Below are 23,012 nucleotides of genomic sequence, written 5' to 3' on the forward strand. Positions count from 1 at the left end.
TCAGAAAGGAATTTATCGATGAGGGGTACTGACAGATCTGACAGGTAGGAAAGGTTTTCCGACAGATGGTCTGTTTGAATGGACGAGCTGGAGCAGAGAAAAAATGGCGAAGGCCTGATTGGGTTTTCGTCGAGGAAAGGTGATCTCGGAGACACTACGGGCCCGGGGAGCGCGCTTGCTCGCGAACACTACGGGCCAAACCAAATTGATCATTCCGAACTTTGCTCGAAATGATCAATGTATGCGATTCCTACGCTAAAGCCTTGGTTCCCATTTTAAGCGAATATCATCAATTTTTAACGGTCCATGTGTGCTGCCAGACCGACCATGAATATACATTAACAATACTCTCGGAGATGTTGGATTTAGGAATTGCGGCATGAAAGGTATCAAAACTTTCTCCCAAGCATACGCATGAGGAAACTCTAAATAATAGAAATTGGTGTTGTCGAGATATAAGGAGACGATTATAGCAGTTGGACACTGATAGATGAAGCTTAATTCGTACACTTGGCTATTCTCAAGATCACTGAAAGACCTCTTCAACCAACACCTAGGAGAATCGTTCCTGGATTGAAAAAAATATTCCTCTCCTGAACGGATAATAGCCGCCGATGGATCTTGTTCGTTCCAGCCATCCCAATTGAACAAGTCAAAAGTCGTAAGATAATCAAACCCGACTCTCACCGAATAAACCCTTCGCTGACAATCCACCGCATCAACCAAATCCCCCCCTTCAAACAACCCCACCTTCAACACAATCGTCACTGTCGAACCCGCCTTGCACTCACGCAACCACTGCACTTCAGTCGTGTAAGTCAATCCACTTCCCTGATCATGCGTCACCCCCACCAACTGGTCTTTGGTGCGTGAACTGTCATCCGTTCTGGTTTCCACATAACTCAACCACACAGGCAGGCCCGAACGCTGAAACGGCCATTTGTCGCACAGCACTTTGGTGTCGTCCTTGATCAACCCAATATCCAAAACCTCCCCCGTCGCCCCTTCAATCAACGGCTGCGGCATGTTTTTCTGCAACAAAACACCAATGGTCAGCGGCCGTGTTTCTCCAGGAGCAGGTTGCCCGGCCTGAAACGTCCTGTAGCTCAACGCCACATCGCGTCCCAGATTGGCGCCGGTGATGGCCGCCGCGATATTGAAATCCAGGTAAGGCTGGCCGCTCGCACCCTTGCGTACTGGCGCCGTCGAACCATCGCCGGGACGGCCGATGACCGTCAGTTCGATTTCGTCATCGGGCTTCAGTGTCGAAGTGTCGAAGCGCACGGTGAAACCCTGTTGATACTGGTTGGGATCGAGGACGTAAACCGGAGCTTCGATGACAGTGGGCGGTGGCACTTCGGCCTGCGCGTTGCCGACGCTCAGCGTCAGTTCACCGGACGTCCCCAACAACACGCCGCCGTGCACAATCGTGTAAGTCACCACGACTTTGCCGTTGAGGTTGGCAGTGACGAACGCCTTGGCTACCGTGAATTTGACGGGTTTGCCCGCTGTGTGGGTCGTCAGGTCGACGAAGTCACTGGTGCTGCCGCCACTGCCTGATCCGCGCCAGTGATAGGTCACGCGATTGCCGGCAGACGTGCCTTCGTGTGGCGCGATCAACGTTACACCCGCGGGCGGCACGCGTTCGGGGTCGAGCGTACCGCCCTGCGCCTCCTCCACTTGCGGCGCTTCAAATCGCGGTAACGCTTGTCCCACCTGCAGGAACAACGGCAACGAATCACGCACGTTTTGCAGCATCGCGTCGTCGTTGGCCACCGTGTAACTCACCCTCACCCGCAAGCCGTTGAACCGGCGGATATCGACGTTTTTTACGGTGAGCAGAACCGGCGTGTTTTCCGGCTGATTGCCGACCGAACGCGAGTCGGAGTAATACTCGGTACTGCCGTCAGGACGATCGCCCTCCCAGCGCAGAGTCACTTGGTCGCTGTTCTTGCGCCCCGCATACCAAGGAATTTCGTTGGTTGCCCAATCCGCCTCAGGGTCCAGAAAACCGCCAGATGCCTCGATCACGGTGGGCGCCGCCAGTTGACTGATTTCCCCTTGCACATTGACGCTAGCGACCAACGATGGGACCGCCACCTCCCCCTCTCTGATCCGCTCATACCTGACCGAGGCCGAGCCCTTGGCAAGAGCGCGGACCGAGGCATTGGGAATCACGAAGTAATAGGTAAATTCGGTAAATTCGACGCATTGCTCCGCAGGCGTGACGATGATCGGTTTGCCTTGCGCTGGCATACCGCTCCACGTCACCACAATCTTGTCGTTTACTTCGAAGTGGTCTGCCCGCGTGTAAACACTCACGATGACATCGTTGTCGCCCAGTTGCTCGAGATCGACCGTTGTGACGGGCTTATTGTTGACCAGGATTCTCGGTTCCGTGAGCCAGGTGCCCTCCGTTCTCACCAATACCCGAGTGATTTTCGCCCAAGGCGCGCGTTCGTCCGGGTAGTTGCCGACGCGGTCAATCGGTTGAAACGTCACCTGCACGTCCGGACCGTCGCCGTGCGCCTTGATCAACGCCTCCTCGAATTTGATGAGGATCGGGTAATTGACCGGGTCGTCGACCTGCTGCCGGGTGACAAAATGGGGAGGCGCCTCCTGGCTCCCCCAGCGGCAAATAATGCAATCGTCAAAAGCCATGTTTTCGTAGGGAAAAACATGAATATCAACGCCGGCCTTGGCTATTTCCGGCGTAACCCCGTTCGGAAGGTCTGGTTTCAGTGTGTACTTGAGACCGGAATGACCGTCTTCGGTGTCATCGTCAAACCCGCCGGGCCGCTGCAGCTTGACCAGCAGAATCAACGTAGGCTGGGAATCCTGCGGTGTCTGCCCGACGCGGGTCACGCGATAAAATGCCTTGAGGTCGCCTTCAAGAATAAAACCCCGCTCAACCCTGAACACCAGCCGCTTGTCGAGGTCGTCAGCGTCGAGTTCCTTGCTCCTCACGGGGACTGATTGGTTGCCAATGAACAATTCGAGCAAGTCCCCAATGTTCATCACCAGCCACGGATTAATGATGACTTGCAAGTCCCCCTCGACAGCGCGAATCGGAATACCACCGTGGTAATGCTCCGGGGTTTGCAACGCGGTGGTGCCGGTGATTTGCGGTGGAATCAAGGCGAACGGATGGTTATCAGCAAGGGAATTGCTCATGGTGATGCTCCTTCGTAGTGGACTGGCGGCAGTCGACGTAACGCTGGAGCTATCAGAAAGTAATTTATCGACGAGGGGTACTGACAGATCTGACAGGTCAGCACGGTTTTCCGACAGATGGTCGGTCTGAATGGACAACTCAAGGGAGCGGAAAAGATGCGAATGTCGGATTGGGCAAACGCTAAAGCGCCCGGTAAAACGCAGCATCATTTAGACATCAGCCATGAGGCTACAGCGCCTTGCGCCTTTGCCTACAACTACGCCAGAATCCGCCGGCTTGTGCGGCTTGGGGGCTGCCGGTAACTTGGTTCGCGTCACTGAATGTTCAGTGATCGGGTTTAGTCGCTCGGTGGTTTATTGGCAGCATACAGTCCGTTCAGTCAGGCATTTTCGCGCCTGAGCTTAATGGTAGCTGTGCGCAGGGCGCCTTCGGGTGCGCCGGGACTGCTTAGAACCACCGGTCGACTAACCTGCGCATAGCTGCCACCCATTTGTTTAGTCGCAATGAACGTGTCGGCCTCATTAGAAGGTTCTAAGAAATGTTCAAAATAACGCCGAATCCGCCCGAAACAGAAGCGGAAATCGATCCAAACCCAACATCCCCCTACTCCACACCGGGCTCCAGAAAACTCCACGAAGCCGCCGAACGCGCCCTCGATCACTATCTGAAACCCACGCCGCCGTCACCACCGCGCAGACCCAGCACCATGTTCCTCGTCGACCCCAACACCGGCGCCGAAGACCTCATGGCCCATGCCTGCGAATCCATGGCTTCGGCCAGTGTCATGCTCAGCGACTTCGCCGCCCTGCTCGACTCGCCCTACCGCAACACCGTGCTCGGCATCCAGCAAGTGGTCATGCTCGGCGAACTCGCGGTCAACCGCGCCCTCGACAAAATCGACCCCGCCCTGAGGCAATAATCATGTCCAACAAAACAGATGCACAAGTCGTCGCGGCACTGGTGGCCATGGGTTTCAACGAGCGGGACGGACGCTGGGCACAGAACGCCTGCCTGGTGCTGTTCGAAAGCGAACGCGAATCCATCGTCGCCTCCGCCGTCACCGTCCTTCCCCAACTCGATGAACTGGAAATCGACGCCGTGCTACCCGCACTGCGCCGCGTGACCCGCCGGTTCCCCTCACTGCAAAGAACCGTGGCCGACACACTGGCCGAGATGGCGCACGCAGCCTGATTGACCGCGTGATCGCTCTTCGCGAGCAGGCTCGCTCCCACAGTTGTTCGCGGTTGCTCGCGGTATTTGAGTACACCGCCGTGCCAATGTGGGAGCGAGCCTGCTCGCGAAAGCGTTCTTTCTACATCGGACGCGTGAGTCACGACGCTCGAAAATCCGCGAGGATAAAGGGTGTGTGGTCACGCAAGTAAACGTCGACATCGTCCAGCGAGTGCAACGCTTCACTGGATGACTCCACGCATTCTTCATCGTCATGGCGAATGACCGTGACGAAAAAGGTTTCTGCCTGTCGGACCAACGTCGCAGTGCGTTTGACCGGCCGCCCATCCTCCTGGGCAAAGGACATCGCACGTAACGTTTCATTTTGCAGAGCTTCAGACACGTTTGCTTTGAGAGCCTTGCGTTTGGCGAGCAGTTCTTTCGCGACTACCCAGCTGCCAACTGCAGCGGCAGCGGAAACGAACAACATATAGTTGTAGGTCGATCCCCTGCGAGTCGCATGCCTCTCAACCAGCCAATCGGCAACTTGTGAAACCACCTGCCACACATCCATCGCATTTATTCCCAAGCGTAAAAAAGACCCGGTTTCAATCCTCCCGCGTCAGCACTTCCAACAACTCAATCTCAAACACCAGATTCGAATTCGGCGGAATCTTGCCCATCGTTCGCTCGCCGTACCCCAAATGCGCCGGCACCAGCAATTTACGTTTGCCCCCCACCTGCATCCCCATCAAGCCCTGATCCCAACCCTTGATCACCCGCCCCGTGCCAATCACGCACTGAAAAGGTTTGCCACGGCTGTAGGAAGAATCGAACTCGCTGCCGTCTTCCAGCCATCCGGTGTATTGGGTGGTGATCAGTGCGCCTTTGACGGCGGCTTTGCCTTCGCCGACCTGAAGATCGATTACCTGCAGTTCATCTGTCATGTTCGTGGACTCTTTGTGGTTGGCCCCGTCGGGCGCGGAGGGCGTTTTTCGCAGAATCCGTTGCCAATGGCAATCCATGGAACCGAAACACGCGCCATCGCTCACATGTTTATCGACATCGTATTAAGCCAGGGAAGCTCTGATGACCGACTCACTACTGCGCAGTTTCATTCCACCGTACATTCTCAACCGCATCATCGCTCACGGTTCAGCGCCGCAACGTTCGGCAGCGATGCTCACGCTCAACCATGTACGCAGCCTGTTGCCGAATCCAGGCGCACCCGCACAACCACCGGCACGGGCGATCCTGCCTGAGAAGAGCAAGCCCGGCCTGGCCGAACGCAGTGTGCATGATGCGCAGAACAAAATGCTCTTGCCGGGCAAGCTCGTGCGCCTCGAAGGCCAGCCGCCGAGTGGTGATGCGGCGGTCGACGAGGCTTATGATGCGCTGGGCGCCAGCTATGATTTCTTCTGGAAAGTGTTCGGTCGTGACTCGATCGACAATCAGGGCTTTGCCCTGGTCGGCAGCGTGCATTACGGCCAGGGTTACGAAAACGCTTTCTGGAATGGCGCGCAAATGGTCTTCGGTGACGGTGACGGCGAAATCTTCCAGCGCTTCACCCGCTCGCTCGACGTCATCGGCCATGAACTGGCCCACGGCGTTACCGAAAGCGAGGCCGGGCTGATTTATGCCAACCAGTCCGGCGCGTTAAACGAGTCGCTCTCGGATGTGTTTGGCGTCTTGACCAAGCAATACGCGCTCGGCCAGACAGCCGAACAGGCCGACTGGTTGATCGGTGCTGACCTGCTGATGCCGAAGATCCAGGGCAAGGGCCTGCGTTCGATGTCGCACCCCGGTACGGCGTATGACGACCCGTTGCTGGGCAAGGATCCGCAACCGGAGCACATGCGCAAGTTCGTCATCACCAGCGAAGACAATGGCGGCGTGCACATCAATTCCGGCATTCCCAATCGCGCGTTTTATCTGGCAGCCCGAGCGTTTGGCGGCTTCGCCTGGGAAAAGGCCGGACGAATCTGGTACGACACACTTTGCGATAACCGCTTGAGCCAGGACGCAACGTTTGACGCGTTCGCAAAATTGACCATCGACCACGCGGGCCAGCGCTTTGGCGCTGAAGCAGCCGACGCAGTGCAGCAAGCCTGGGCGCAGGTCGGCATCGAATAATTCGAGGAGGCTGTATGAAAACGCTACCCGAGCTGGATGACGATTCCGTTTTGCGCGTATCTCGCCAGGGTGGCGTTGCAGCGATTCACAGCCTGAGCCGCCCACGTGAAATCGAATTTGCACAATGCGACATCAGTCAGCGTTCAAGGATCTGCTCGGTGCTGGAGGGCTGCCTGCCATTGGACAGCAGCGAATCCGGACGTGGGGATCAACGCTTCTATCAGATAGAAGTGCGCTATCAGTCCGGGGAAATGGTGTTGAAGGTGCCGGAGGATCGGGCGCCGGGGGATCTGGTGCATTTGTGGGACAAGGGGGAGTTGCTGTGATTCATGCAGGCGAGTCTTCTGCACCGACACCTGGCAATTTGCGTGGGCCAAAGCTTTCCGTTTGGCCGAAAACAACACCGTTGAATGTATGCGTACAGCACTCGCAACGCGGCGTCATGTCCTGCGCCTTCAGATTCGGATTGACCATTTGCAGGCGATTCTGCTCGTCGACATACAGCCCACTGAAATAACTGGATTCACCCAATCGCACGATTTCCTGACGATCTTCTTCATCGATGGCAACCATCCAGAACACTGGGGCCGATTGATCAAGTCGCGCGACAGCCTCGCTGAAAATGGAATCCCATTGACCGCCAACGCGAGACAACAAGAAGCGAAAAAGCGGGGTGTAGTCTCTTCCGTATTGCTTGCCTGGATGCATCGAACTTCGCATGGCTTCGCTGCGGCTTGCGGTTTTGGTATTGCGTTGATCGCGGTAACGGGCGACCAAATCATTGCGGCGAACACCCCAGGTGCGAGTGTTGATTTTGCGGTAAAGCGGTTTCTTGTCCAATCCCTTGCCCCTTATCCAGAGGTCCGCTGTTTTACAGGAACGGCGTTCGAATGCAATCGGCCATCCGTGGCCAATTATGACCGGGGTTAACGCTCGACCGGTTGCATCTCGACAATTGTCCCGTTGGTAATCATCACCATCACGTACTTGTCGTTGATCTGCACCCATTGGGCCTGATCGATGGGTGCTTTCAGACCTTTGGCTTTCCAGTTTTGCAGGGCCTTGTCCTTGCGCTGATACATTTCAGGCGCACGGTCGTTGACCTTCAACTCTCGATCGCTGGTCGGCGATTGCACGGCCTGTTCATTTGAGGTTTGCGCCGCTTGAACAAGTGGGCTGATCCCGGCAATGCCGGCGACGAGGGCCAGGCTGGCGATTAGGGTTTTGCTGTTCATCGGTGAACCTCCTGAGATGTGTGCTACCTGAACTCGGACTGCCGGGTTCGGGAATCATTCCTTGTTTTTTTGCCTGGGCTGGCTGGGGATTGTAGTTGTCAGTTGGGCCGCTATCGCGAGCAGGCGCAGGCCTACAGATTCCGTGGTGTAAGCAGAATTTGCAGTTGCCACGAAAACCTGTGGGAGCGAGCCTGCTCGCGAAGGGGCCGGCACATTCAACATCTTCATTGTTTGGGCCACCGCTTTCGCGAGCAGGCTCGCTCCCACAATGGTCCGCGGTATCGACATAGTCGAATTGATCCACTCTGCACATCAATCCATGCCAACAATGCAATTAACATCCTGTTACACCTGAGCCACCATCCGCCTCAATAAAAACCGTGCGCCGCCCTCCCGTCGCGCACGTCATAAAAGCGGTGGAGTACTTTTCTATGACAGCCTCAATCCCACACAACGGCTCGCGGGCCGGCGCCATTTTCCGGGTGACCTCGGGCAACTTCCTCGAACAGTTCGACTTCTTTCTGTTCGGCTTCTACGCCACGCAGATCGCGGCGGTGTTCTTTCCGGCGAGCAGTGAGTTCGCTTCCCTGATGATGACCTTTGCGGTGTTCGGCGCAGGCTTTTTGATGCGTCCGCTGGGCGCCATCGTGCTCGGTGCGTACATCGATGATGTCGGTCGACGCAAAGGTTTGATCGTTACCCTGTCGATCATGGCCAGTGGCACGATCTTGATTGTGCTGGTGCCCGGTTACGAAAGCATCGGCCTGTTTGCGCCAGCGCTGGTGTTGATCGGGCGCTTGCTGCAAGGCTTCTCGGCCGGGGCGGAATTGGGCGGTGTGTCGGTGTACCTCGCCGAGATCGCCACGCCGGGTCGCAAAGGTTTCTTCACCGCTTGGCAGTCGGCCAGTCAGCAAGTGGCGATCATTGTCGCCGCCGCGTTGGGCTATGCGTTGAACGCGTGGATGGCGCCGGAGGTGGTGGCCGATTGGGGCTGGCGGATTCCGTTTTTCGTTGGCTGCATGATCGTGCCGTTCATCTTTTTCCTGCGCCGTAACCTGGCGGAAACCGAAGAATTCGCTGCACGCAAACACCGCCCGAGCATGGGCGAAGTGTTCCGCACCCTCGGCCAGAACTGGGGCGTGGTACTTGGCGGCATGCTGATGGTTGCGCTGACCACCACCGCGTTTTACCTGATCACCGTGTACGCGCCGACCTTCGGCAAAACCGTGCTGCATCTGAGTACTTCGGACGCGCTGTTGGTGACCTTGCTGGTCGGTGTGTCGAACTTCTTCTGGTTGCCGATTGGCGGCCTGTTGTCCGACCGTGTTGGCCGTCGCCCAGTGCTGATCGCCATGTCGCTGCTGGCCCTGGCCACCACCTATCCGGCGCTGTCGTATCTGGTGCAGGCGCCGAGCTTCAGCCACATGCTGCTGTCGCTGTTGTGGTTGTCGTTTATCTACGGTTTGTACAACGGCGCAATGATTCCGGCGCTCACCGAGATCATGCCGGTCGAGGTTCGCGTTGCCGGTTTCTCCCTCGCCTACAGCCTGGCAACCGCCATTTTCGGTGGCTTCACCCCGGCGATGTCGACCTTCCTGATTCAGTACACCGGCGACAAAGCCGCGCCGGGTTACTGGATGAGCATCGGTGCGCTGTGTGCCTTGTGCGCCACTCTTTATCTGTACCGCCGTGCCGGTGGTCGTCTGCAACCTGTCGCGGCCTGAGGAAAACTCGCCATGAAAAAACTGTTTACTGTCACCGCCCTGCTCGCCGGTCTCGCGTTCAACCTCGCGGCCCAGGCCGAAGAATTGAGCGTGATGACCTCCGGGGGCTTCACTGCCGCCTACAAGATTCTCGGGCCGAAATTCGCTGCCAGCAGCGGCAACACCCTGACCACCAGCCTCGGCCCGTCGATGGGCAAAGCACCCGAGGCGATCCCCAATCGTCTCGCCCGCGGTGAGCACGCCGACGTGGTGATCATGGTCGGCTACGCCCTCGACGACTTGATCAAACAAGGCAAGGTCGACCCGGCCTCGCGCGTTGAGCTGGCGGATTCGCGGATCGGCCTGGTGGTGCGCGAAGGCGCGCCGAAACCGGACATCAGCAGCGTCGCCGCCTTGAAGAAAACCTTGCTCGACGCACAGTCGGTGGCCTACTCCGACAGCGCCAGCGGCGTGTACATCGAGCAGCAGTTGTTCAAGAAACTGGGCATCGAAGATCAGCTGAAACCGAAGGCAAAAATGATCCCGAAAGTACCGGTCGGCTCGGTGGTTGCCACTGGCGACTATCAACTGGGCTTCCAGCAGGTCAGCGAATTGCTGCCGGTGCCGGGCGTGAGTTTCGTCTCGAAGATTCCGGAATCGGTGCAGTCGGTGACGCGTTTTGCCGCCGGGATTCCAGTCGGCGCGCAGCATCCAGAAAAGGCCAAAGCCCTGCTCGCCTACCTCGCCGCGCCGGCCGCACAAGCTGACGTGCAAGCCACCGGACTGGATTCGGTCAAGCGCTGATTGTTGGCGGCTGGACTTTCATTTCTATCACCAGCCGCTCCAGTTCCAGTGCCGCCGGGGTCAGCGTACGACCCCGGCGCTTGATGATGCCGACACTGCGCATCACCTGCGGATCGGTCAGTGGCACCCGCGTCAGGATCGGATGATCCGGCCCGGGCATCGCCATCAGCGGCACCGCCGCCACGCCCAACCCCGCCTCCACCAGACCGATCATCGTCGTCACATGCCGGGTTTCGCAGATGCTCGAACGCTGCGGCACCACCGTGCTCAACGCCTGATCGAGCAGAAAACGGTTGCCGGAGGTCTTGTCCAGCGAGATGTAATCCTGCTGATAGAACTCGTCCCAGCTCACACTGCTGCGTTCGGCCAACGGATGATCGCGGCGACAGGCGACGACGTAGCACTCCTGCACAAGCGGTTCGAACTCGACTTTGGCATCCTGCGTGCCGAGAAAACTCAAACCGAAATCCGCCTCGCCATTGACCACCGCACTCAACACATCGTGCGCGCTGGAGTCGAGCACTTTGACTTTGATGCGCGGGAATTGCTGGTGATAGCGCGCGATCACACGGGGCATGAAGTAGTACGCCGCCGAAGGCACGCAAGCGACGGTGACATGGCCCAAACGGGTCGAAGCGACTTCGCTGATGCCCAGCAACGCGACATCCAGATCATCGAGCAAACGCTCAACGCTGGGCATGAAACCGCGCCCGGCCTGGGTCAGGCTGACCTTGCGCGTGGTGCGTTCGAAGAGTTTGACACCGAGGGCGTCTTCGAGCTTTTCGATGCGCCGGCTCAAGGCCGGTTGCGACAGGCGCACGGTGTCGGCGGCCTTGCGGAAACTGCCCTGCTCGACCACGGCACGGAAGGCTTGCAGGTCGTTGAGGTCGAAGTTGATGGCCATGGCGGGACTCGGGGATTGATACGCAGAGGTTATAAATGTAACTAATTGATGCAAATTATTACAGGTTAAAACCAAGATCCCTGTGGGAGCGAGCCTGCTCGCGAATGCGTTCTGTCAGTGACAACTATGCTGGCTGACACTCCGCATTCGCGAGCAGGCTCGCTCCCACAGGGGATCTTCGGTGGATGAAAAGTCGCTGTAGCCCTTATCCTTGTCACCCCCCGCCGTACCGTTGTCAGGAGTAACCCCCCATGCCCCATGAAGGCAATCTGTTGCAAGCCGCCGTCGTCTTTCTGTTCGCGGCCGTGCTCACCGTGCCTTTGGCCAAACGTCTGCAACTGGGCGCCGTGCTCGGTTATCTGTTTGCCGGGGTAATCATCGGCCCTTCAGTGTTGGGCCTGATCGGCAACCCGCAAAGCGTCGCGCACATTTCCGAACTGGGTGTGGTGTTGCTGCTGTTCATCATTGGTCTTGAGCTGTCGCCACGACGTTTGTGGGTGATGCGCAAATCGGTGTTCGGCGTCGGTCTGGCGCAGGTGCTGCTGACGGCTTCGGTGATTGGCGTGTTGGCCTTGTCGGTGTTTGGCCAACCGCTGAACAGCGCGATTGTGCTTGGCCTTGGCCTGGCGCTGTCCTCGACGGCATTCGGGTTGCAAAGTCTGGCCGAGCGCAAGGAACTGACCAGCCCCCACGGGCGGTTGGCGTTTGCGATTCTGCTGTTTCAGGACATCGCCGCGATCCCGTTGATTGCGCTGGTGCCGATGCTGGCCGGTGGTGCACACGACACCAGCAATGCCGAAAGTCTGAATCACGCGCTGCAAGTGCTCGGCGGTATCGCGGTGGTCGTGGTCGGTGGGCGTTATCTGTTGCGTCCGGTGTTCCGCGTGGTGGCGAAAACCGGTCTGCCGGAAGTGTCGACGGCCACGGCGTTGCTGGTGGTGATCGGCACGGCGTGGTTGATGGATTTGGTCGGCGTGTCGATGGCACTGGGGGCGTTTCTTGCCGGTTTACTGTTAGCGGATTCGGAATATCGCCATGAACTGGAAGCGCAGATCGAGCCATTCAAAGGGCTGCTGCTCGGGTTGTTTTTCATCAGCGTCGGCATGGGCGCCAACCTCAGCTTGCTGCTGAGTGCGCCGATCACGGTGTTGGGGCTGACGCTGCTGTTGATCGGTCTGAAATTGCCGTTGCTGTTTGTCGTCGGGCGTCTGGCCGGTGGCTTGAACAAGGTCAGTGCAATACGCCTCGGTATCGTCTTGGCGGCGGGTGGTGAATTTGCCTTTGTGGTGTTCAAGATCGGTCGTGATCAGGGTCTGTTCGAACCGCGCCTGTATGACTTGCTGGTGCTGACCATCACCCTGTCGATGGCGGTGACGCCGTTGTTGCTGCTGATCTGCGCGCGGCTGGTCAGCCCGAAAGTGCAGCCGGTGGAAGTGCCGGAAAAATACCGTGAGATCGACACTGACACCCCGCGTGTGGTGATCGCCGGCATGGGCCGGATGGGCCAGATCGTCGCGCGGATTCTGCGGGCGCAGAACATCAAATTCGTCGCACTGGACACTTCGGTGGAAACCATCGAACTGTCGCGCAGTTTCGGCGGTGTGCCGGTGTTCTACGGCGACCCGATGCGCCCGGAAATTCTCAATGCGGCCAAGGTTGGCGAGGCGGAATATTTCGTGATTGCCACGGACGATCCAGACACCAACATCAAGACCGCCGAGGTGGTGCGCAAGCTGTATCCGCACATGAAGATCATCGCCCGGGCACGTAACCGGCAGCATGTGCACCGTTTGGTGGATGTTGGCGCGGAGGCGATTCGTGAAACCTATTACTCGAGTCTGGAAATGAGTCGACGCACCTTGGTCGGCCTCGGTTTGACCCAGGCCCAGGCCGATGCGCGGATCAAGCGCTTCAAGCACCACGACGAACAGGTGCTGGAGGCACAGCACGCGATCTACGACGACGCGGCCAAAGTCCTGCAAACCGCCCAGGAAGCCCGGGCGGAACTGGCGCGGTTGTTCGAATCCGACCAACTCGAAGAAGAATCCCGCAAATCCTGAGCCACACCCAGAACCCCATGTGGGAGCGAGCCTGCTCGCGAAAGCGGTGTGTCAGTCAACTTATTCGTTACTGACAGATTGCCTTCGCGAGCAGGCTCGCTCCCACAGGGGATTTGAGTCAAGCAGGCTCTAGCGTGCGCTCCTGCTTGACCGGGGCTGCTGCAAAGCGATCCGCCAGAAACGGCGTGATGTCCAGCGGCAGCGGTTCATCGTTGACCAGCTTATCCAGCAACACGCCAGTAATCGCCGAGGTCAGAATCCCGGTGCGGAAATGCCCGCAGGCATTCAAATACCCCTCCACCCCACGCATCGGCCCGAGAATCGGCAACTCATCCGGCGAGCCCGGACGCAAGCCCGCCCACGTGCGTTTCAGATTGACGTCTTTGAGTTCCGGCAGACACCGCACCGCGCCCTGCACCAGTCCGGCGATTTCCGGGTAGGTGGTGGTGACGTCGAAGCCTTTGTCTTCGGTGGTGCTGCCGATCAGGATCTCGCCATTGTCCTTCTGCGCCACGTAGCAGTCGCTGGTGGTCAGGCAGCCGTTGAGGATTTTCGGCATGCGCTCGGTCAGCAGGATCTGGCCTTTCACCGGCTTCACCGGGATGCGAATCCCCGTGGCCCATTCACTCAAGTCCGCCGCCCAGGCACCGCCGGCGTTGATCAGCGTCTTGCAGTGGAACACGCCCTCTTCGGCCGTTTGCACACCGGTGACGCGGCTGCCGTGGTGCAACACGCCGGTGACGTTGGTGTTGACGAAAATGTCGACGCCGTTCTGCCGTGCGCCTTCCATGTAGGCGTCGGCGAGGCGGAACGGGCTGACCTGATGGTCGCAGAGAAACTCCAGCGCCCCGCGTGCTTCATGGCTGACGCCCGGCTCGGACTCGCGCAGCGCCGCCTGATCGAGCCAGCGCACCTGATCGGCCAGATGCGGAATGCAACCGACGATGTGCTCGGCGTAGAGCCGGTCTTCATCGTCATAGATGACGAACTTCAGCCCGGTCTTTTCGAACTTGAAATCCATGCCGTGATTGTCTTTCAGCTCTCGGTGCAACGCCGGGTACAACGCGTTGGACTGCAAAGCAAAATCGAAAAACGACTCCGGCAGAATGTGCGGCGTGCTCGCATCCACCGCCACCGCCGCGCCCTGGGTTTCGCGCTTGCGGTTGGCCGACATCATGCGGAAGAAAATCACCCCGCAGCCGAGGCCGACCGACTCACCGATCGCCCACAAACCACCGGCCGAAGCACGCGTCGCGTTGCCCGGTCGCTTGGCATCGATCAGCGCGACCTTGAGGTTTTTGCGCTTGGACAATTGATAGGCGCAGGACGCCCCGATCACGCCGCCACCGGCAATGACCACGTCATAGAACTTACTCATGGGCAGCGGCCTCCGTGCCGACAGACTGGAACGCGGAAAAAGGAATCGGATCGATCGGGAAACGCGGGCGCAACCAACCGACATCCTTGCGCCCGGTAGCCTGACGCAAGCGATCGCTGCAGTAGCCGACACACATGCGCCCCTGGCAATCGCCCATGCTCACGCGGGTGCGCATTTTCAGACTGGCGATGTCTTGCACGCCCTGCTCCAGCGCCAGGTCGATGTCGGCGCGGGTGGCGTGTTCACAGCGACAGATCACCGTGTCGGCGGCGGGCAATGCAGTCTGGCCGACGCCACGTTCGGTGTAGCGATCCACGGCGGCGCGGAAACGCACGATGGCTTTGAGTTTGCTCAGATAACGGTCACGACGAACCCGCGCCAGCTCTTCTTCGAGCACACCGCGTTGCAAGAGAATCGAGGTCGCCGCGATCTTGCCGGCGAGCATCGCTGCTTCACCGCCGCGAATCCCGCCCATGTCGCCGGCCAGATGCACGTGCGGTTCATTGCTTTGCTGCCAGACGTTCGCGTTGGCGCGCAGGTAACCGTCGTCGCTGAAGCCGTGATCCAGGCACATTTGCTGGCTCAGTTGGGTGCGTGGAATAAAGCCGTAACCGACCGCGAGGGTCTTGGCTTCGAAGCGCTCGACGCGGCTCATGTCCGGTTCCCAAGTGGCCGAATATGGCGCGACGCTGACGCTTTTCAGCTCGCCCTCGCCGTGGGCCTCGACCACGCCCCAGCCGTAGTTCATCGAGATACCGTGCAGTTTCAGGTAGGCGAGCATGCTCAAACCGTCGAGAAACAGCTGCGGTTTATTCAGCAGCGCCAGACTTTCACGGGCGATCTTGCCGAACGCACAGGCCTCATACACGCCCGCAACGCTGACGCCCGCGGCATGCAGTTGTGTCGCCACCAGCGGCAGCAGCGGCCCGGTGCCGGCGATGATCACCGGCCCTTGCGGCTTGACCACACCGCTTTTGATTTGCAGTTGCAGGCCGCCGAGCATGATCACCCCCGGCAAGGTCCAGCCGGGGAACGGCACGCTGCGTTCGTGGCAACCGGCGGCCAAGAGCAATTGCGGATACTCGATCTCGTGCAGTTGCTCGTCGCCATCGAGCACCACCAGCGCGCGGGTGCCTTCGGCGCCGACCACGCGATGGTTGAGGCGCACGTCGATCAGCCCGGCCTGCTCCTGAAAATCACCGTGCAGTTTGCCCAGCGCTTCGGAGTAACGCGGGCCGAGATAATCCAGTTGCACGCCGTCACGCAACGGCCCGCGATAGACCACGCCGCCAAGGCGCGAAGCTTCTTCGAGCAAGGTGCAGCGCACACCGTGGCGCGCCAGTTCGATGGCCGCCGCCATCCCCGCCGGGCCGCCGCCGACAATCACCGGTTGCAGGCTCATACAACCACCTCCTGCGCGGTGATGCGGTTGACCTGAGTTTCGATCTGCATGCCGTCACGCACCACGGTCTGGCAGGCACGACGTTTGTGCCGGCCATTGATTTTCACCAGACAGCACTGGCACACGCCCATGCCGCAATAGGCGCCGGTGATCTGGTTGTGATCGTTACGTGCGATCTGGCGTACGCCGAGAGACTGGATAACGCTGAGTACGGTTTCGCCGATGGCGGCGGTGACCGCTTGGCCGTTGATGTGAACGGTCATATCCGCCTGCGCCAAAGGCTGGATATCAAAAGATCTTGGTTGGCAGTGCATTGCAATGTTCATCCGTGAAGGTTCGGTTGAGGTGGTGTCAGCTCCTTGCTGCACTACAGCGTGTCGACGCGTTTATTGTTGCTGTGATTGGGGCGTCGACGCGTACTCCGTCAGCGCAACAAGGTGCGCGTGAAGCACTGTAGTTCATACCTCAGCAAAGGCCGGGATCATTTACGTTAGGCGATCTCGCCGCTCGAAATATTGATCCAGGCCAGTGAAAGCAGTTGGATTGTCCAACGATCAGTTGGAGAAGACGAACTGCCCTTTGATCTTCTTCGCGCCGATGAAGCCCAGGTCCGGGAACAGCAGGGATTTGATCCAGGCGGCGTAGAACACCATGGCCAGGGTGATGCCGACGGCAATCACGGTCGACAGCGGATCTTCCTCATAGCCCTTGAACATGCGTGACACCTGACTGATGGTGAGGAGCACGTAAACGGTGTAAGCCGCCGCCACGTTCTTGTAGAAGCCCCATGCAAACAACAACGGAATGCCACCAGCGATCAGCAACATGGTCAGTGCCAGACCGGCGCTTGCGTCGTAGAACAGGAAGAAACCGACGACTGAGCCGATCAATGCCTGAATGCAGGTCAACACGATCAGCAGGGTGACTTTGAGTGAATGCTTTGCTCTGAGGGCCGGATCCGAACGCCCCCCGATCCAGGCCGCCAACACGCGATCTTTGACCGCACCGCCCGACAACGCTTTGAACGTTTCGGTTTTCGAGCGCCCGGCTTCGAGCATCTCAACCAACTGGCGTTTGATTTCCTTCTTGTCCAACGTGTTCATCCTTAAAGAGAGGTAAAAGCGGCCAATCCACTTCCGGCGGCGATTCTCGCTTTTGCCCCCGAAGAAAGCAAAAAGCCGCTTCCACCCGAAGGTGGAAGCGGCCGAGGCATGGGCCTCAATGGAGCAATCAGTGCACGAACAGGGCGATCAGGATGATGATCGGGATCGGTACGCCAAGGAAGAACAGCAGTAGTGAGCGCATGGTGATGCTCCTTGTTTAACGGACTGGAGTGGTCGTGGTGTAAGTGTCGACTTCAACGTACTCGACCGCATCGCGGCGGCGACCGCCGAAGGTGGCTGCGAGGCTGGCGAAGAACGCACCGGCCAACAGCGAGACGAACATCCACAGCGAGGTCCAGGCAGCGACTTTCGCGGCGGTGTCGGCAGCTTGTTGAGCTTTCAGCTTGGCGTCGGCCAGGGCTTTCTGAGTGCGGGCGTAGATCTCATCGACGCGGCGCTCGGCATCGGCTTGAGTCAGGTTGGTCCGTTGGGCGACCAGTTGCGCAAGGTAGGTACGGTCTTCGGCACTCATCTGACCGTTGGCCAGGCTTTGCGCAAAGATCCGGGCCACGGCACCATGGGCCGCGTCATCGCTGACGGACGCCGGACGGTCATCGCGGAACAGGCTGTCGATGTAGTAACCGTACTGGTTACTGTCGGTGTTCGCCGCAGCGGTACCGGCCGCTTGGGTCATCGCGCTGGCAGCACCGCCAGCAACACTGGCACCGGCCTGGACACCACCACTGATGACGCTGCTGACCGAACCGACCACCAGCACTGCGGTAACCAATGTAGCCACACACCAGGCAAGGAAGCCGTGCGCGGTGTCGCGGAAATACACTTCATCGCCGTGCATGTTCGCCCACTTCACCCGCAGGCGACCGGCGATGTAGCCGCCCATGCCGGAAGCGATGATTTGCGTCGCCGCCAGCCAGACGATCGTGGAAATGCCCAAGCCCTTGGCGCTGACGCCCTCTCCGGCCCACGGTGAAACGGCAGAGAAACCCAAACCGAATCCGAGCAACACCAAAATCATCGACAGTGCAGCGGCAGCCGCCGCACCGGCGAAGATCGCGCCCCAGGACACGCCTGAAACGCTGCTCGACTCTTCAACGGCGGGATAAAACCCATCAGGGGATCTATTCATTGTTGTTCTGCTCCAGGCATGAAAAATGGTGTTACAACTCGTCATCAGAGGAATTGCAGTGACCGTGCCAGTCGCGAGAATTAAATAAGTCGTTTAATTTCAGCCAGTTATAAAGAATGAACTTCCGAAAACCTTGCAATTTGCAACAACTGCCGGATAACAGCGGGTTTTATGCATTGGCCTCAAATACCCATCACGCTCGAAATTTGCGTTTGTGACAGGTGAACATGAAAGTTAATTTAAAGCGTCAGCGGATTTTCTTGGCAAAATGCTGCCATTCCGTTTGAACCGATCAGCAGGCCTGCCTATGACTCGTATCTTGACCATCGAAGACGACGCCGTGACTGCGCGGGAAATCGTCGCCGAACTGAGCAGCCACGGGCTGGAAGTCGACTGGGTCGACAATGGCCGCGAAGGCCTCGACCGCGCCGTGAGCGGCAACTACGACCTGATCACCCTTGACCGCATGCTGCCCGAACTCGATGGCCTGGCCATCGTTACCACCCTGCGCACCATGGGCGTGGCCACACCGATTCTGATGATCAGCGCCCTCTCCGATGTCGACGAGCGCGTACGCGGCTTGCGGGCCGGCGGCGATGACTACCTGACCAAGCCGTTCGCCACCGATGAAATGGCCGCACGGGTTGAAGTGTTGCTGCGTCGGCAGAACAGCGGCGCGACTCAAGCGACGACCCTGCAGGTAGCCGACCTCGAACTGGACTTGATCAGCCACGAAGCGCGCCGTGCCGAACAAGTGCTGACGCTGTTGCCGACCGAGTACAAGTTGCTCGAATTCCTCATGCGCAACAGCGGCCAGATCCTTTCGCGGATGATGATTTTCGAAGAGGTCTGGGGTTATCACTTCGACCCCGGCACCAACCTGATCGACGTGCACATCGGCCGTCTGCGCAAGAAGATCGACGCCGTCGGCCATGTGCCGCTGATCCGCACGGTACGGGGCTCCGGCTATGTCATTGCCGAACCCGTCTGACGGCTGGCGTTCCTCCAGCAGCCGCTTGCTGGCACTGTACAGTTCGCTGTTTGTGGCCTGGAGCGCGATCCTCATGGGGGTCATGTATTACGAAGTCTCCGGCTACCTCGATAACCTCGCCAAACATTCGCTGATGCAACGTCAGCACCTGTTCTCGCACTTTCGCGGCGAACAGCTGGAAGACGCGCTCGCCGCCAGCATGACTTTCGATATTCGCGGCATCGATGCCTATGGCTTGTTCGATGCCGACGGCGTTTACCTCGGCGGCGCGTTGCAGCAGATCCCCGAGGGTCTGCCGCTGGACGGCAAGATCCACATGCTCGCCGACTGCGCCAATTCCGATGATCCGACCTTGCCCAATGACAGCTGCGACGCGGTGGCCACGCAAACTCGCGACGGCCGCTGGCTGGTGTTGCTGCGCGACAACGGCTCGTTGTTCGCCGTCACGCGGATCATTTTGCATGCGTTGTTCTGGGGCGTGTCGCTGACAATTCTGCCGGGCATTGCCGGCTGGCATTTGCTGCGGCGCCGGCCATTGCGGCGGATTCGAGCAATTCAGGACAGCGCCCAGGCGATTGTCGCCGGCGATCTGACCCACCGTTTGCCCCTGTCCAATCGCCGCGATGAACTGGACATGCTCGCCGCGATCGTCAACGCCATGCTCGAACGCATCGAGCGTTTGATGAATGAAGTCAAAGGCGTCTGCGACAACATCGCCCATGATTTGCGCACGCCGCTGACGCGCCTGCGCGCGCAGTTGTATCGCATGCAGCAGCAGGCCGGCGAAGGCTCGCAGGAAGCGGCGCAGCTGGATCTGGTGCTGGCGGAAGCGGATACGCTGATGGCGCGCTTTCGCGGGTTGTTGCGGATTTCCGAACTGGAGGATCGTCAGCGGCGCTCGGGTTTTGTCGAACTCGACCCGGTGCAATTGCTGGAAGAACTGCATGAGTTTTATCTGCCACTGGCCGAGGAAGGCGAGCTGCGTTTCGAGCTGAACATGCCGGAAACATTGCCGGCGCTGAATGGCGACCGGGCGCTGTTGTTCGAGGCGTTGGCGAATCTGCTCAGCAACTCGATCAAGTTCACGCCACCGGGCGGCACGGTGATGCTGCGTGGAGTCAACGCGGGTGGGCAAACGCGGATTGAAGTGCACGACTCAGGGCCGGGGATTCCCGAGGCCGAACGTGAAGCGGTGTTCCAGCGGTTTTATCGCGCCGAAGGTGGGCAGCCGCAGGGTGGCTTTGGTTTGGGGCTGTCGATTGTCGCGGCGATTGTCAGCTTGCATGGCTTCAGTCTTGAAGTTGGCAGCAGTGATCTCGGTGGGGCGAAACTGGTGCTCGATTGTCGGCAGAGCCTGATCGAGAACTCCTGATTCTCGACATGATCGTTCCCACGCTCTGCGTGGGAATGCCTCAAGGGACGCTCCGCGTTCCAGCTTGAGAATGGGACGCAGAGCGTCCCGGGCTGCATTCCCACGCAGAGCGTGGGAACGATCATCAGCTCAGGCGGGGTAATTGGCTCTGAGTGCCTCGAGGCCACCCTGGTAGATGCCGCTGAACAGCGCCACCACTTCCTCATCACTCACGCCTTTGGCATTAAAGCGCCCCGACCACGTCACCCGGGCGCCCTGCCCTTGGGCTTCAACCTTGATCGTCGCCAGATAATCAGTCGCCGGGAACGGTGCCTGTTCGATCGAATAGCTGTAAGTCCTGGCCGCGTTGTCGAACGCTTGCAGTCGCTCAACAACCACAGCGCCGTCAGCGGTTTGCAAGGTGCGCACGCGGCCGCCGTCGCTCAGTTCACTGTTGGGAATAAAGGGCAGCCAGTCCGGCAGCGTGTTGAAGCCGCCGATCAATTGCCAGACCTGATCGGCCGAGGCCGGGATGTCGATGGTTGCGGATGCTGTTGGCATAAATAAACGTCTCTCCAGAATTCAGATAGTCAGGCTGTCGACCACGCCGCCATCGACGCGCAACGCGGCGCCAGTGGTGGCCGACGACAGCGGCGAAGCAATGTAGGTCACCAGATGCGCGACCTCTTCGACATCCGCTACGCGCTGGATGATCGAGGTCGGGCGGGCCTTGCGTACAAAGGCGTCGGCTTCATCGCGCAGGTTACGCCCGGATTCGGCGGCGGCATCCTTGAGCATGTCTTCGAGGCCATCGGTGAAGGTCGGCCCCGGCAGGATCGCATTGACGGTCACCCCGGTGCCAGCCAGACGTTTGGCCAAGCCGTGGGACACCGCCAGATTGGCGCTTTTGGTTACGCCGTAGTTAATCATGTCGGCTGGCGTGGCCACGCCGGATTCCGAGGACAGGAAAATCACCCGCCCCCAGCCCTGCTCGACCATCGCCGGCACGTAATGCCGTGCCAGGCGCACGCCGGAAATCACGTTGACCTCATAGAAACGCGTCCACTCGCTGTCCGGCGCTTCGAAGAAATCCACGGCGTCGAAGATGCCGAGGTTGTTCACCAGAATGTCGGCACGCGGCTCAGCAGCGAACAGTTTTTGCGCGCCTTCGGCGGTGCCCAGATCCGCGGTCAAACCACGCAACTGCGCGCCCGGCACTTTCTCGCGAATGCTCGCCAGCGCCTGCTCGACCTTGGCCGTATCACGGCCGATCACCACCACCGTGGCGCCGGACTCGGCCAGCGACTGGCTGATGCCCAGACCGATGCCGGCGGTGCTGCCGCTGACGATGGCCAGTTTTCCACTCAGATCAATCTTCATGCTTTCACCTCATCGATTGGCAATGGTGCACGTTCGCTAACCAGTCTGGCGTCGCGCATGGCCTGCCAGAAACCGGCAGGAATAATGGCTGACAAGGCGGCGACATCTTCAGCGATTCGACCGGGTTTGCTCGCGCCGGGAATCACTGCGGCGACCGCCGGATTGGCCAGCGAAAACTGTAGCGCAGCGGCTTTGATATCGACGTTGTAAGCGGCGGCGATGCGTTTGATCTGCTCGACCTTGGCGATGATCTCAGGGCTGGCCTGCTGGTATTCGAAGTGCGCACCACCGGCGAGGATGCCCGAGCTGTAAGGGCCACCGACGACGATCTCAACGTTCTGCGCCAGCGCCGCATCCATCAGGCGTTGCAGCGGGCGTTCGTGGTCGAGCAGCGTGTAGCGACCGGCCAACAGGAAGCCATCCGGCTGCGCTTCGCTGAGGTCGAGGGTCAGTTCGCACGGCTCGACTTTGTTCACGCCCAGCCCCCAGCCCTTGATCACGCCTTCCTCGCGCAAGCGGGTGAGGACTTTGAACGCTCCGGTGCGGGCCTGATTGAAGTATTCCAGCCATTGATCGCCATAGAAGTCCTGCGCGATGTCGTGCACCCAGACGATGTCGAGGCGATCGGTTTGCAGACGCTTGAGGCTGTCTTCGATCGAACGCAGGGTTGCGTCGGCGCTGTAGTCGTTGACGATCTTGTTCGGGCGACCGTGTTCGAACACCCCGCTCTTCTCGCCGAGATCGCGGGCGGCGGCGTCTTCGATTTCATCGAGAATCACCCGGCCGACCTTGCTGCTCAGCACATAGTCGTCGCGCTTGTATTGCTTCAGTGCTTCGCCGAGGCGGATTTCCGATAGACCGGAGCCGTAAAACGGCGCGGTATCGAAGTAACGCACGCCGGCATCCCACGCGGCATGCACGGTGGCTTGCGCTTCGGCTTCCGGGATGGCGCGGAACATGTTGCCCAGTGGCGCGGTGCCGAAGCCCAGTTGGCCGGGCAGTTTGTCTTTCAAACTCATTGGATTTTCCTCGTAGGTTCTGAGTCGGTGTGACCGTTGAGCAGATCCTAGATTGCG

The 23,012-nt window shown here is 59.2% G+C and carries 23 protein-coding genes; 9 read left to right on the plus strand and 14 right to left on the minus strand.

Annotation, left to right across the window (positions count from 1 at the left end; translation table 11 throughout):
* Positions 1-255: 255 nt before the first annotated feature.
* On the minus strand, positions 256-3,174 hold the full coding sequence (locus AB4N44_RS05935; protein WP_460158192.1) for a hypothetical protein: 2,919 nt from the start codon (positions 3,172-3,174) through the stop codon (positions 256-258).
* Between the two features lie 539 nt (positions 3,175-3,713).
* Here AB4N44_RS05935 and AB4N44_RS05940 point away from each other — a divergent pair.
* Both AB4N44_RS05940 and AB4N44_RS05945 read left to right on the plus strand, forming a co-directional pair.
* Positions 3,714-4,094 carry a DUF6124 family protein gene (locus tag AB4N44_RS05940; RefSeq protein WP_460109741.1) on the plus strand — a complete coding sequence of 127 codons (381 nt, stop codon included), beginning with the start codon at positions 3,714-3,716 and terminating at the stop codon, positions 4,092-4,094.
* A gap of 2 nt (positions 4,095-4,096) precedes the next feature.
* Positions 4,097-4,366 carry a hypothetical protein gene (locus AB4N44_RS05945; protein ID WP_116030089.1) on the plus strand — a complete coding sequence of 90 codons (270 nt, stop codon included), beginning with the start codon at positions 4,097-4,099 and terminating at the stop codon, positions 4,364-4,366.
* 139 nt (positions 4,367-4,505) lie between these two features.
* Here the strand turns inward: AB4N44_RS05945 and AB4N44_RS05950 are convergent, their stop codons facing one another.
* A complete protein-coding gene (locus AB4N44_RS05950; RefSeq protein ID WP_127928799.1) occupies positions 4,506-4,919 on the minus strand; it encodes a hypothetical protein in 414 nt (137 codons plus the stop codon).
* Positions 4,920-4,953: 34 nt separating this feature from the next.
* Positions 4,954-5,292 carry an FKBP-type peptidyl-prolyl cis-trans isomerase gene (locus tag AB4N44_RS05955; protein ID WP_127928801.1) on the minus strand — a complete coding sequence of 113 codons (339 nt, stop codon included), beginning with the start codon at positions 5,290-5,292 and terminating at the stop codon, positions 4,954-4,956.
* A gap of 142 nt (positions 5,293-5,434) precedes the next feature.
* On the opposite strand from AB4N44_RS05955, the gene AB4N44_RS05960 reads away from it, so the two are divergent.
* Positions 5,435-6,478: a M4 family metallopeptidase gene (locus AB4N44_RS05960; protein WP_460109737.1), complete on the plus strand. Its 1,044-nt coding sequence runs from the start codon at positions 5,435-5,437 to the stop codon at positions 6,476-6,478.
* A 14-nt stretch (positions 6,479-6,492) separates the two neighbouring features.
* Positions 6,493-6,804 carry a protealysin inhibitor emfourin gene (locus tag AB4N44_RS05965; RefSeq protein ID WP_095118301.1) on the plus strand — a complete coding sequence of 104 codons (312 nt, stop codon included), beginning with the start codon at positions 6,493-6,495 and terminating at the stop codon, positions 6,802-6,804.
* Between the two features lies 1 nt (position 6,805).
* Here AB4N44_RS05965 and AB4N44_RS05970 read toward each other — a convergent pair whose 3' ends face one another.
* Positions 6,806-7,318, minus strand: a complete 513-nt coding sequence (locus AB4N44_RS05970) for a hypothetical protein (protein WP_127928805.1) — start codon at positions 7,316-7,318, stop codon at positions 6,806-6,808.
* Positions 7,319-7,404: 86 nt separating this feature from the next.
* Positions 7,405-7,713 carry an RcnB family protein gene (locus AB4N44_RS05975; protein ID WP_127928807.1) on the minus strand — a complete coding sequence of 103 codons (309 nt, stop codon included), beginning with the start codon at positions 7,711-7,713 and terminating at the stop codon, positions 7,405-7,407.
* A gap of 431 nt (positions 7,714-8,144) precedes the next feature.
* Here AB4N44_RS05975 and tcuC point away from each other — a divergent pair, with 431 nt between their 5' ends.
* Together tcuC and AB4N44_RS05985 are read left to right on the plus strand one after the other, a co-directional pair.
* Positions 8,145-9,437 carry an MFS transporter gene (gene tcuC, locus AB4N44_RS05980; RefSeq protein ID WP_127928811.1) on the plus strand — a complete coding sequence of 431 codons (1,293 nt, stop codon included), beginning with the start codon at positions 8,145-8,147 and terminating at the stop codon, positions 9,435-9,437.
* Between the two features lie 12 nt (positions 9,438-9,449).
* Entirely contained in the window at positions 9,450-10,220 is a 771-nt protein-coding gene (locus tag AB4N44_RS05985; RefSeq protein WP_460109734.1) for a substrate-binding domain-containing protein, read from the plus strand.
* Here AB4N44_RS05985 and AB4N44_RS05990 read toward each other — a convergent pair.
* Positions 10,210-11,124: a LysR family transcriptional regulator gene (locus AB4N44_RS05990; protein WP_127928815.1), complete on the minus strand. Its 915-nt coding sequence runs from the start codon at positions 11,122-11,124 to the stop codon at positions 10,210-10,212. The two genes, AB4N44_RS05985 and AB4N44_RS05990, sit on opposite strands and share 11 nt — an antisense overlap.
* A gap of 251 nt (positions 11,125-11,375) precedes the next feature.
* On the opposite strand from AB4N44_RS05990, the gene AB4N44_RS05995 reads away from it, so the two are divergent.
* The gene (locus AB4N44_RS05995; RefSeq protein WP_316916696.1) at positions 11,376-13,184 is read left to right on the plus strand and encodes a monovalent cation:proton antiporter-2 (CPA2) family protein; all 1,809 of its coding nucleotides are present in this window, start codon (positions 11,376-11,378) and stop codon (positions 13,182-13,184) included.
* 118 nt (positions 13,185-13,302) lie between these two features.
* Here the strand turns inward: AB4N44_RS05995 and hcnC are convergent, their stop codons facing one another.
* From hcnC to AB4N44_RS06020, 5 genes are all read right to left on the minus strand, one after another.
* On the minus strand, positions 13,303-14,562 hold the full coding sequence (hcnC, locus tag AB4N44_RS06000) for a cyanide-forming glycine dehydrogenase subunit HcnC (RefSeq protein ID WP_460109731.1): 1,260 nt from the start codon (positions 14,560-14,562) through the stop codon (positions 13,303-13,305).
* Positions 14,555-15,964 (minus strand): cyanide-forming glycine dehydrogenase subunit HcnB, encoded by a 1,410-nt coding sequence (hcnB, locus tag AB4N44_RS06005; RefSeq protein ID WP_316916697.1) that lies wholly within the window; start codon positions 15,962-15,964, stop codon positions 14,555-14,557. The genes hcnC and hcnB overlap by 8 nt, the downstream gene beginning before the upstream one ends.
* Positions 15,961-16,278, minus strand: a complete 318-nt coding sequence (gene hcnA / locus AB4N44_RS06010; RefSeq protein ID WP_127928823.1) for a cyanide-forming glycine dehydrogenase subunit HcnA — start codon at positions 16,276-16,278, stop codon at positions 15,961-15,963. The genes hcnB and hcnA overlap by 4 nt, the downstream gene beginning before the upstream one ends.
* 240 nt (positions 16,279-16,518) lie before the next feature.
* Complete coding sequence (locus AB4N44_RS06015) at positions 16,519-17,058, minus strand: hypothetical protein (protein WP_127928825.1); 540 nt, start codon at positions 17,056-17,058, stop codon at positions 16,519-16,521.
* Between the two features lie 226 nt (positions 17,059-17,284).
* Entirely contained in the window at positions 17,285-18,214 is a 930-nt protein-coding gene (locus tag AB4N44_RS06020; RefSeq protein WP_127928827.1) for a hypothetical protein, read from the minus strand.
* A gap of 307 nt (positions 18,215-18,521) precedes the next feature.
* Between AB4N44_RS06020 and AB4N44_RS06025 the strand changes: the two genes are divergently transcribed.
* Both AB4N44_RS06025 and AB4N44_RS06030 read left to right on the plus strand, forming a co-directional pair.
* On the plus strand, positions 18,522-19,205 hold the full coding sequence (locus AB4N44_RS06025) for a response regulator transcription factor (RefSeq protein WP_016986226.1): 684 nt from the start codon (positions 18,522-18,524) through the stop codon (positions 19,203-19,205).
* The gene (locus AB4N44_RS06030) at positions 19,183-20,577 is read left to right on the plus strand and encodes a sensor histidine kinase (RefSeq protein WP_127928831.1); all 1,395 of its coding nucleotides are present in this window, start codon (positions 19,183-19,185) and stop codon (positions 20,575-20,577) included. The genes AB4N44_RS06025 and AB4N44_RS06030 overlap by 23 nt, the downstream gene beginning before the upstream one ends.
* Before the next feature lie 129 nt (positions 20,578-20,706).
* On the opposite strand, the gene AB4N44_RS06035 is transcribed toward AB4N44_RS06030, so the two are convergent.
* From AB4N44_RS06035 to AB4N44_RS06045, 3 genes are read right to left on the minus strand one after another with little or no spacing between them, the layout of a single operon-like run.
* Positions 20,707-21,117: an SRPBCC family protein gene (locus AB4N44_RS06035; RefSeq protein WP_460109723.1), complete on the minus strand. Its 411-nt coding sequence runs from the start codon at positions 21,115-21,117 to the stop codon at positions 20,707-20,709.
* Between the two features lie 21 nt (positions 21,118-21,138).
* Positions 21,139-21,936: an SDR family NAD(P)-dependent oxidoreductase gene (locus AB4N44_RS06040; protein WP_460109721.1), complete on the minus strand. Its 798-nt coding sequence runs from the start codon at positions 21,934-21,936 to the stop codon at positions 21,139-21,141.
* Entirely contained in the window at positions 21,933-22,955 is a 1,023-nt protein-coding gene (locus tag AB4N44_RS06045) for an aldo/keto reductase (protein WP_460109718.1), read from the minus strand. Before AB4N44_RS06045 ends, AB4N44_RS06040 begins: the two co-directional genes overlap by 4 nt.
* Between the last annotated feature and the right edge of the window lie 57 nt (positions 22,956-23,012).

Source organism: Pseudomonas sp. S3_C06, from assembly GCF_054667675.1.

Excerpts from the sequence above, each read along its gene's own strand:
- AB4N44_RS05990 (WP_127928815.1), bottom strand. The coding sequence starts at position 11,124 with ATGGCCATCAACTTCGACCTCAACGACCTGCAAGCCTTCCGTGCCGTG.
- AB4N44_RS06040 (WP_460109721.1), bottom strand. The coding sequence starts at position 21,936 with ATGAAGATTGATCTGAGTGGAAAACTGGCCATCGTCAGCGGCAGCACC.
- AB4N44_RS05985 (WP_460109734.1), top strand. The coding sequence starts at position 9,450 with ATGAAAAAACTGTTTACTGTCACCGCCCTGCTCGCCGGTCTCGCGTTC.
- AB4N44_RS06025 (WP_016986226.1), top strand. The coding sequence starts at position 18,522 with ATGACTCGTATCTTGACCATCGAAGACGACGCCGTGACTGCGCGGGAA.
- AB4N44_RS05935 (WP_460158192.1), bottom strand. The coding sequence starts at position 3,174 with ATGAGCAATTCCCTTGCTGATAACCATCCGTTCGCCTTGATTCCACCG.
- AB4N44_RS05995 (WP_316916696.1), top strand. The coding sequence starts at position 11,376 with ATGCCCCATGAAGGCAATCTGTTGCAAGCCGCCGTCGTCTTTCTGTTC.
- AB4N44_RS05955 (WP_127928801.1), bottom strand. The coding sequence starts at position 5,292 with ATGACAGATGAACTGCAGGTAATCGATCTTCAGGTCGGCGAAGGCAAA.
- AB4N44_RS05940 (WP_460109741.1), top strand. The coding sequence starts at position 3,714 with ATGTTCAAAATAACGCCGAATCCGCCCGAAACAGAAGCGGAAATCGAT.
- AB4N44_RS05945 (WP_116030089.1), top strand. The coding sequence starts at position 4,097 with ATGTCCAACAAAACAGATGCACAAGTCGTCGCGGCACTGGTGGCCATG.
- AB4N44_RS05975 (WP_127928807.1), bottom strand. The coding sequence starts at position 7,713 with ATGAACAGCAAAACCCTAATCGCCAGCCTGGCCCTCGTCGCCGGCATT.
- AB4N44_RS05965 (WP_095118301.1), top strand. The coding sequence starts at position 6,493 with ATGAAAACGCTACCCGAGCTGGATGACGATTCCGTTTTGCGCGTATCT.
- hcnB (WP_316916697.1), bottom strand. The coding sequence starts at position 15,964 with ATGAGCCTGCAACCGGTGATTGTCGGCGGCGGCCCGGCGGGGATGGCG.
- hcnC (WP_460109731.1), bottom strand. The coding sequence starts at position 14,562 with ATGAGTAAGTTCTATGACGTGGTCATTGCCGGTGGCGGCGTGATCGGG.
- AB4N44_RS06035 (WP_460109723.1), bottom strand. The coding sequence starts at position 21,117 with ATGCCAACAGCATCCGCAACCATCGACATCCCGGCCTCGGCCGATCAG.
- AB4N44_RS06030 (WP_127928831.1), top strand. The coding sequence starts at position 19,183 with ATGTCATTGCCGAACCCGTCTGACGGCTGGCGTTCCTCCAGCAGCCGC.
- tcuC (WP_127928811.1), top strand. The coding sequence starts at position 8,145 with ATGACAGCCTCAATCCCACACAACGGCTCGCGGGCCGGCGCCATTTTC.
- AB4N44_RS05960 (WP_460109737.1), top strand. The coding sequence starts at position 5,435 with ATGACCGACTCACTACTGCGCAGTTTCATTCCACCGTACATTCTCAAC.
- AB4N44_RS05950 (WP_127928799.1), bottom strand. The coding sequence starts at position 4,919 with ATGGATGTGTGGCAGGTGGTTTCACAAGTTGCCGATTGGCTGGTTGAG.
- hcnA (WP_127928823.1), bottom strand. The coding sequence starts at position 16,278 with ATGCACTGCCAACCAAGATCTTTTGATATCCAGCCTTTGGCGCAGGCG.
- AB4N44_RS06045 (WP_460109718.1), bottom strand. The coding sequence starts at position 22,955 with ATGAGTTTGAAAGACAAACTGCCCGGCCAACTGGGCTTCGGCACCGCG.
- AB4N44_RS06020 (WP_127928827.1), bottom strand. The coding sequence starts at position 18,214 with ATGAATAGATCCCCTGATGGGTTTTATCCCGCCGTTGAAGAGTCGAGC.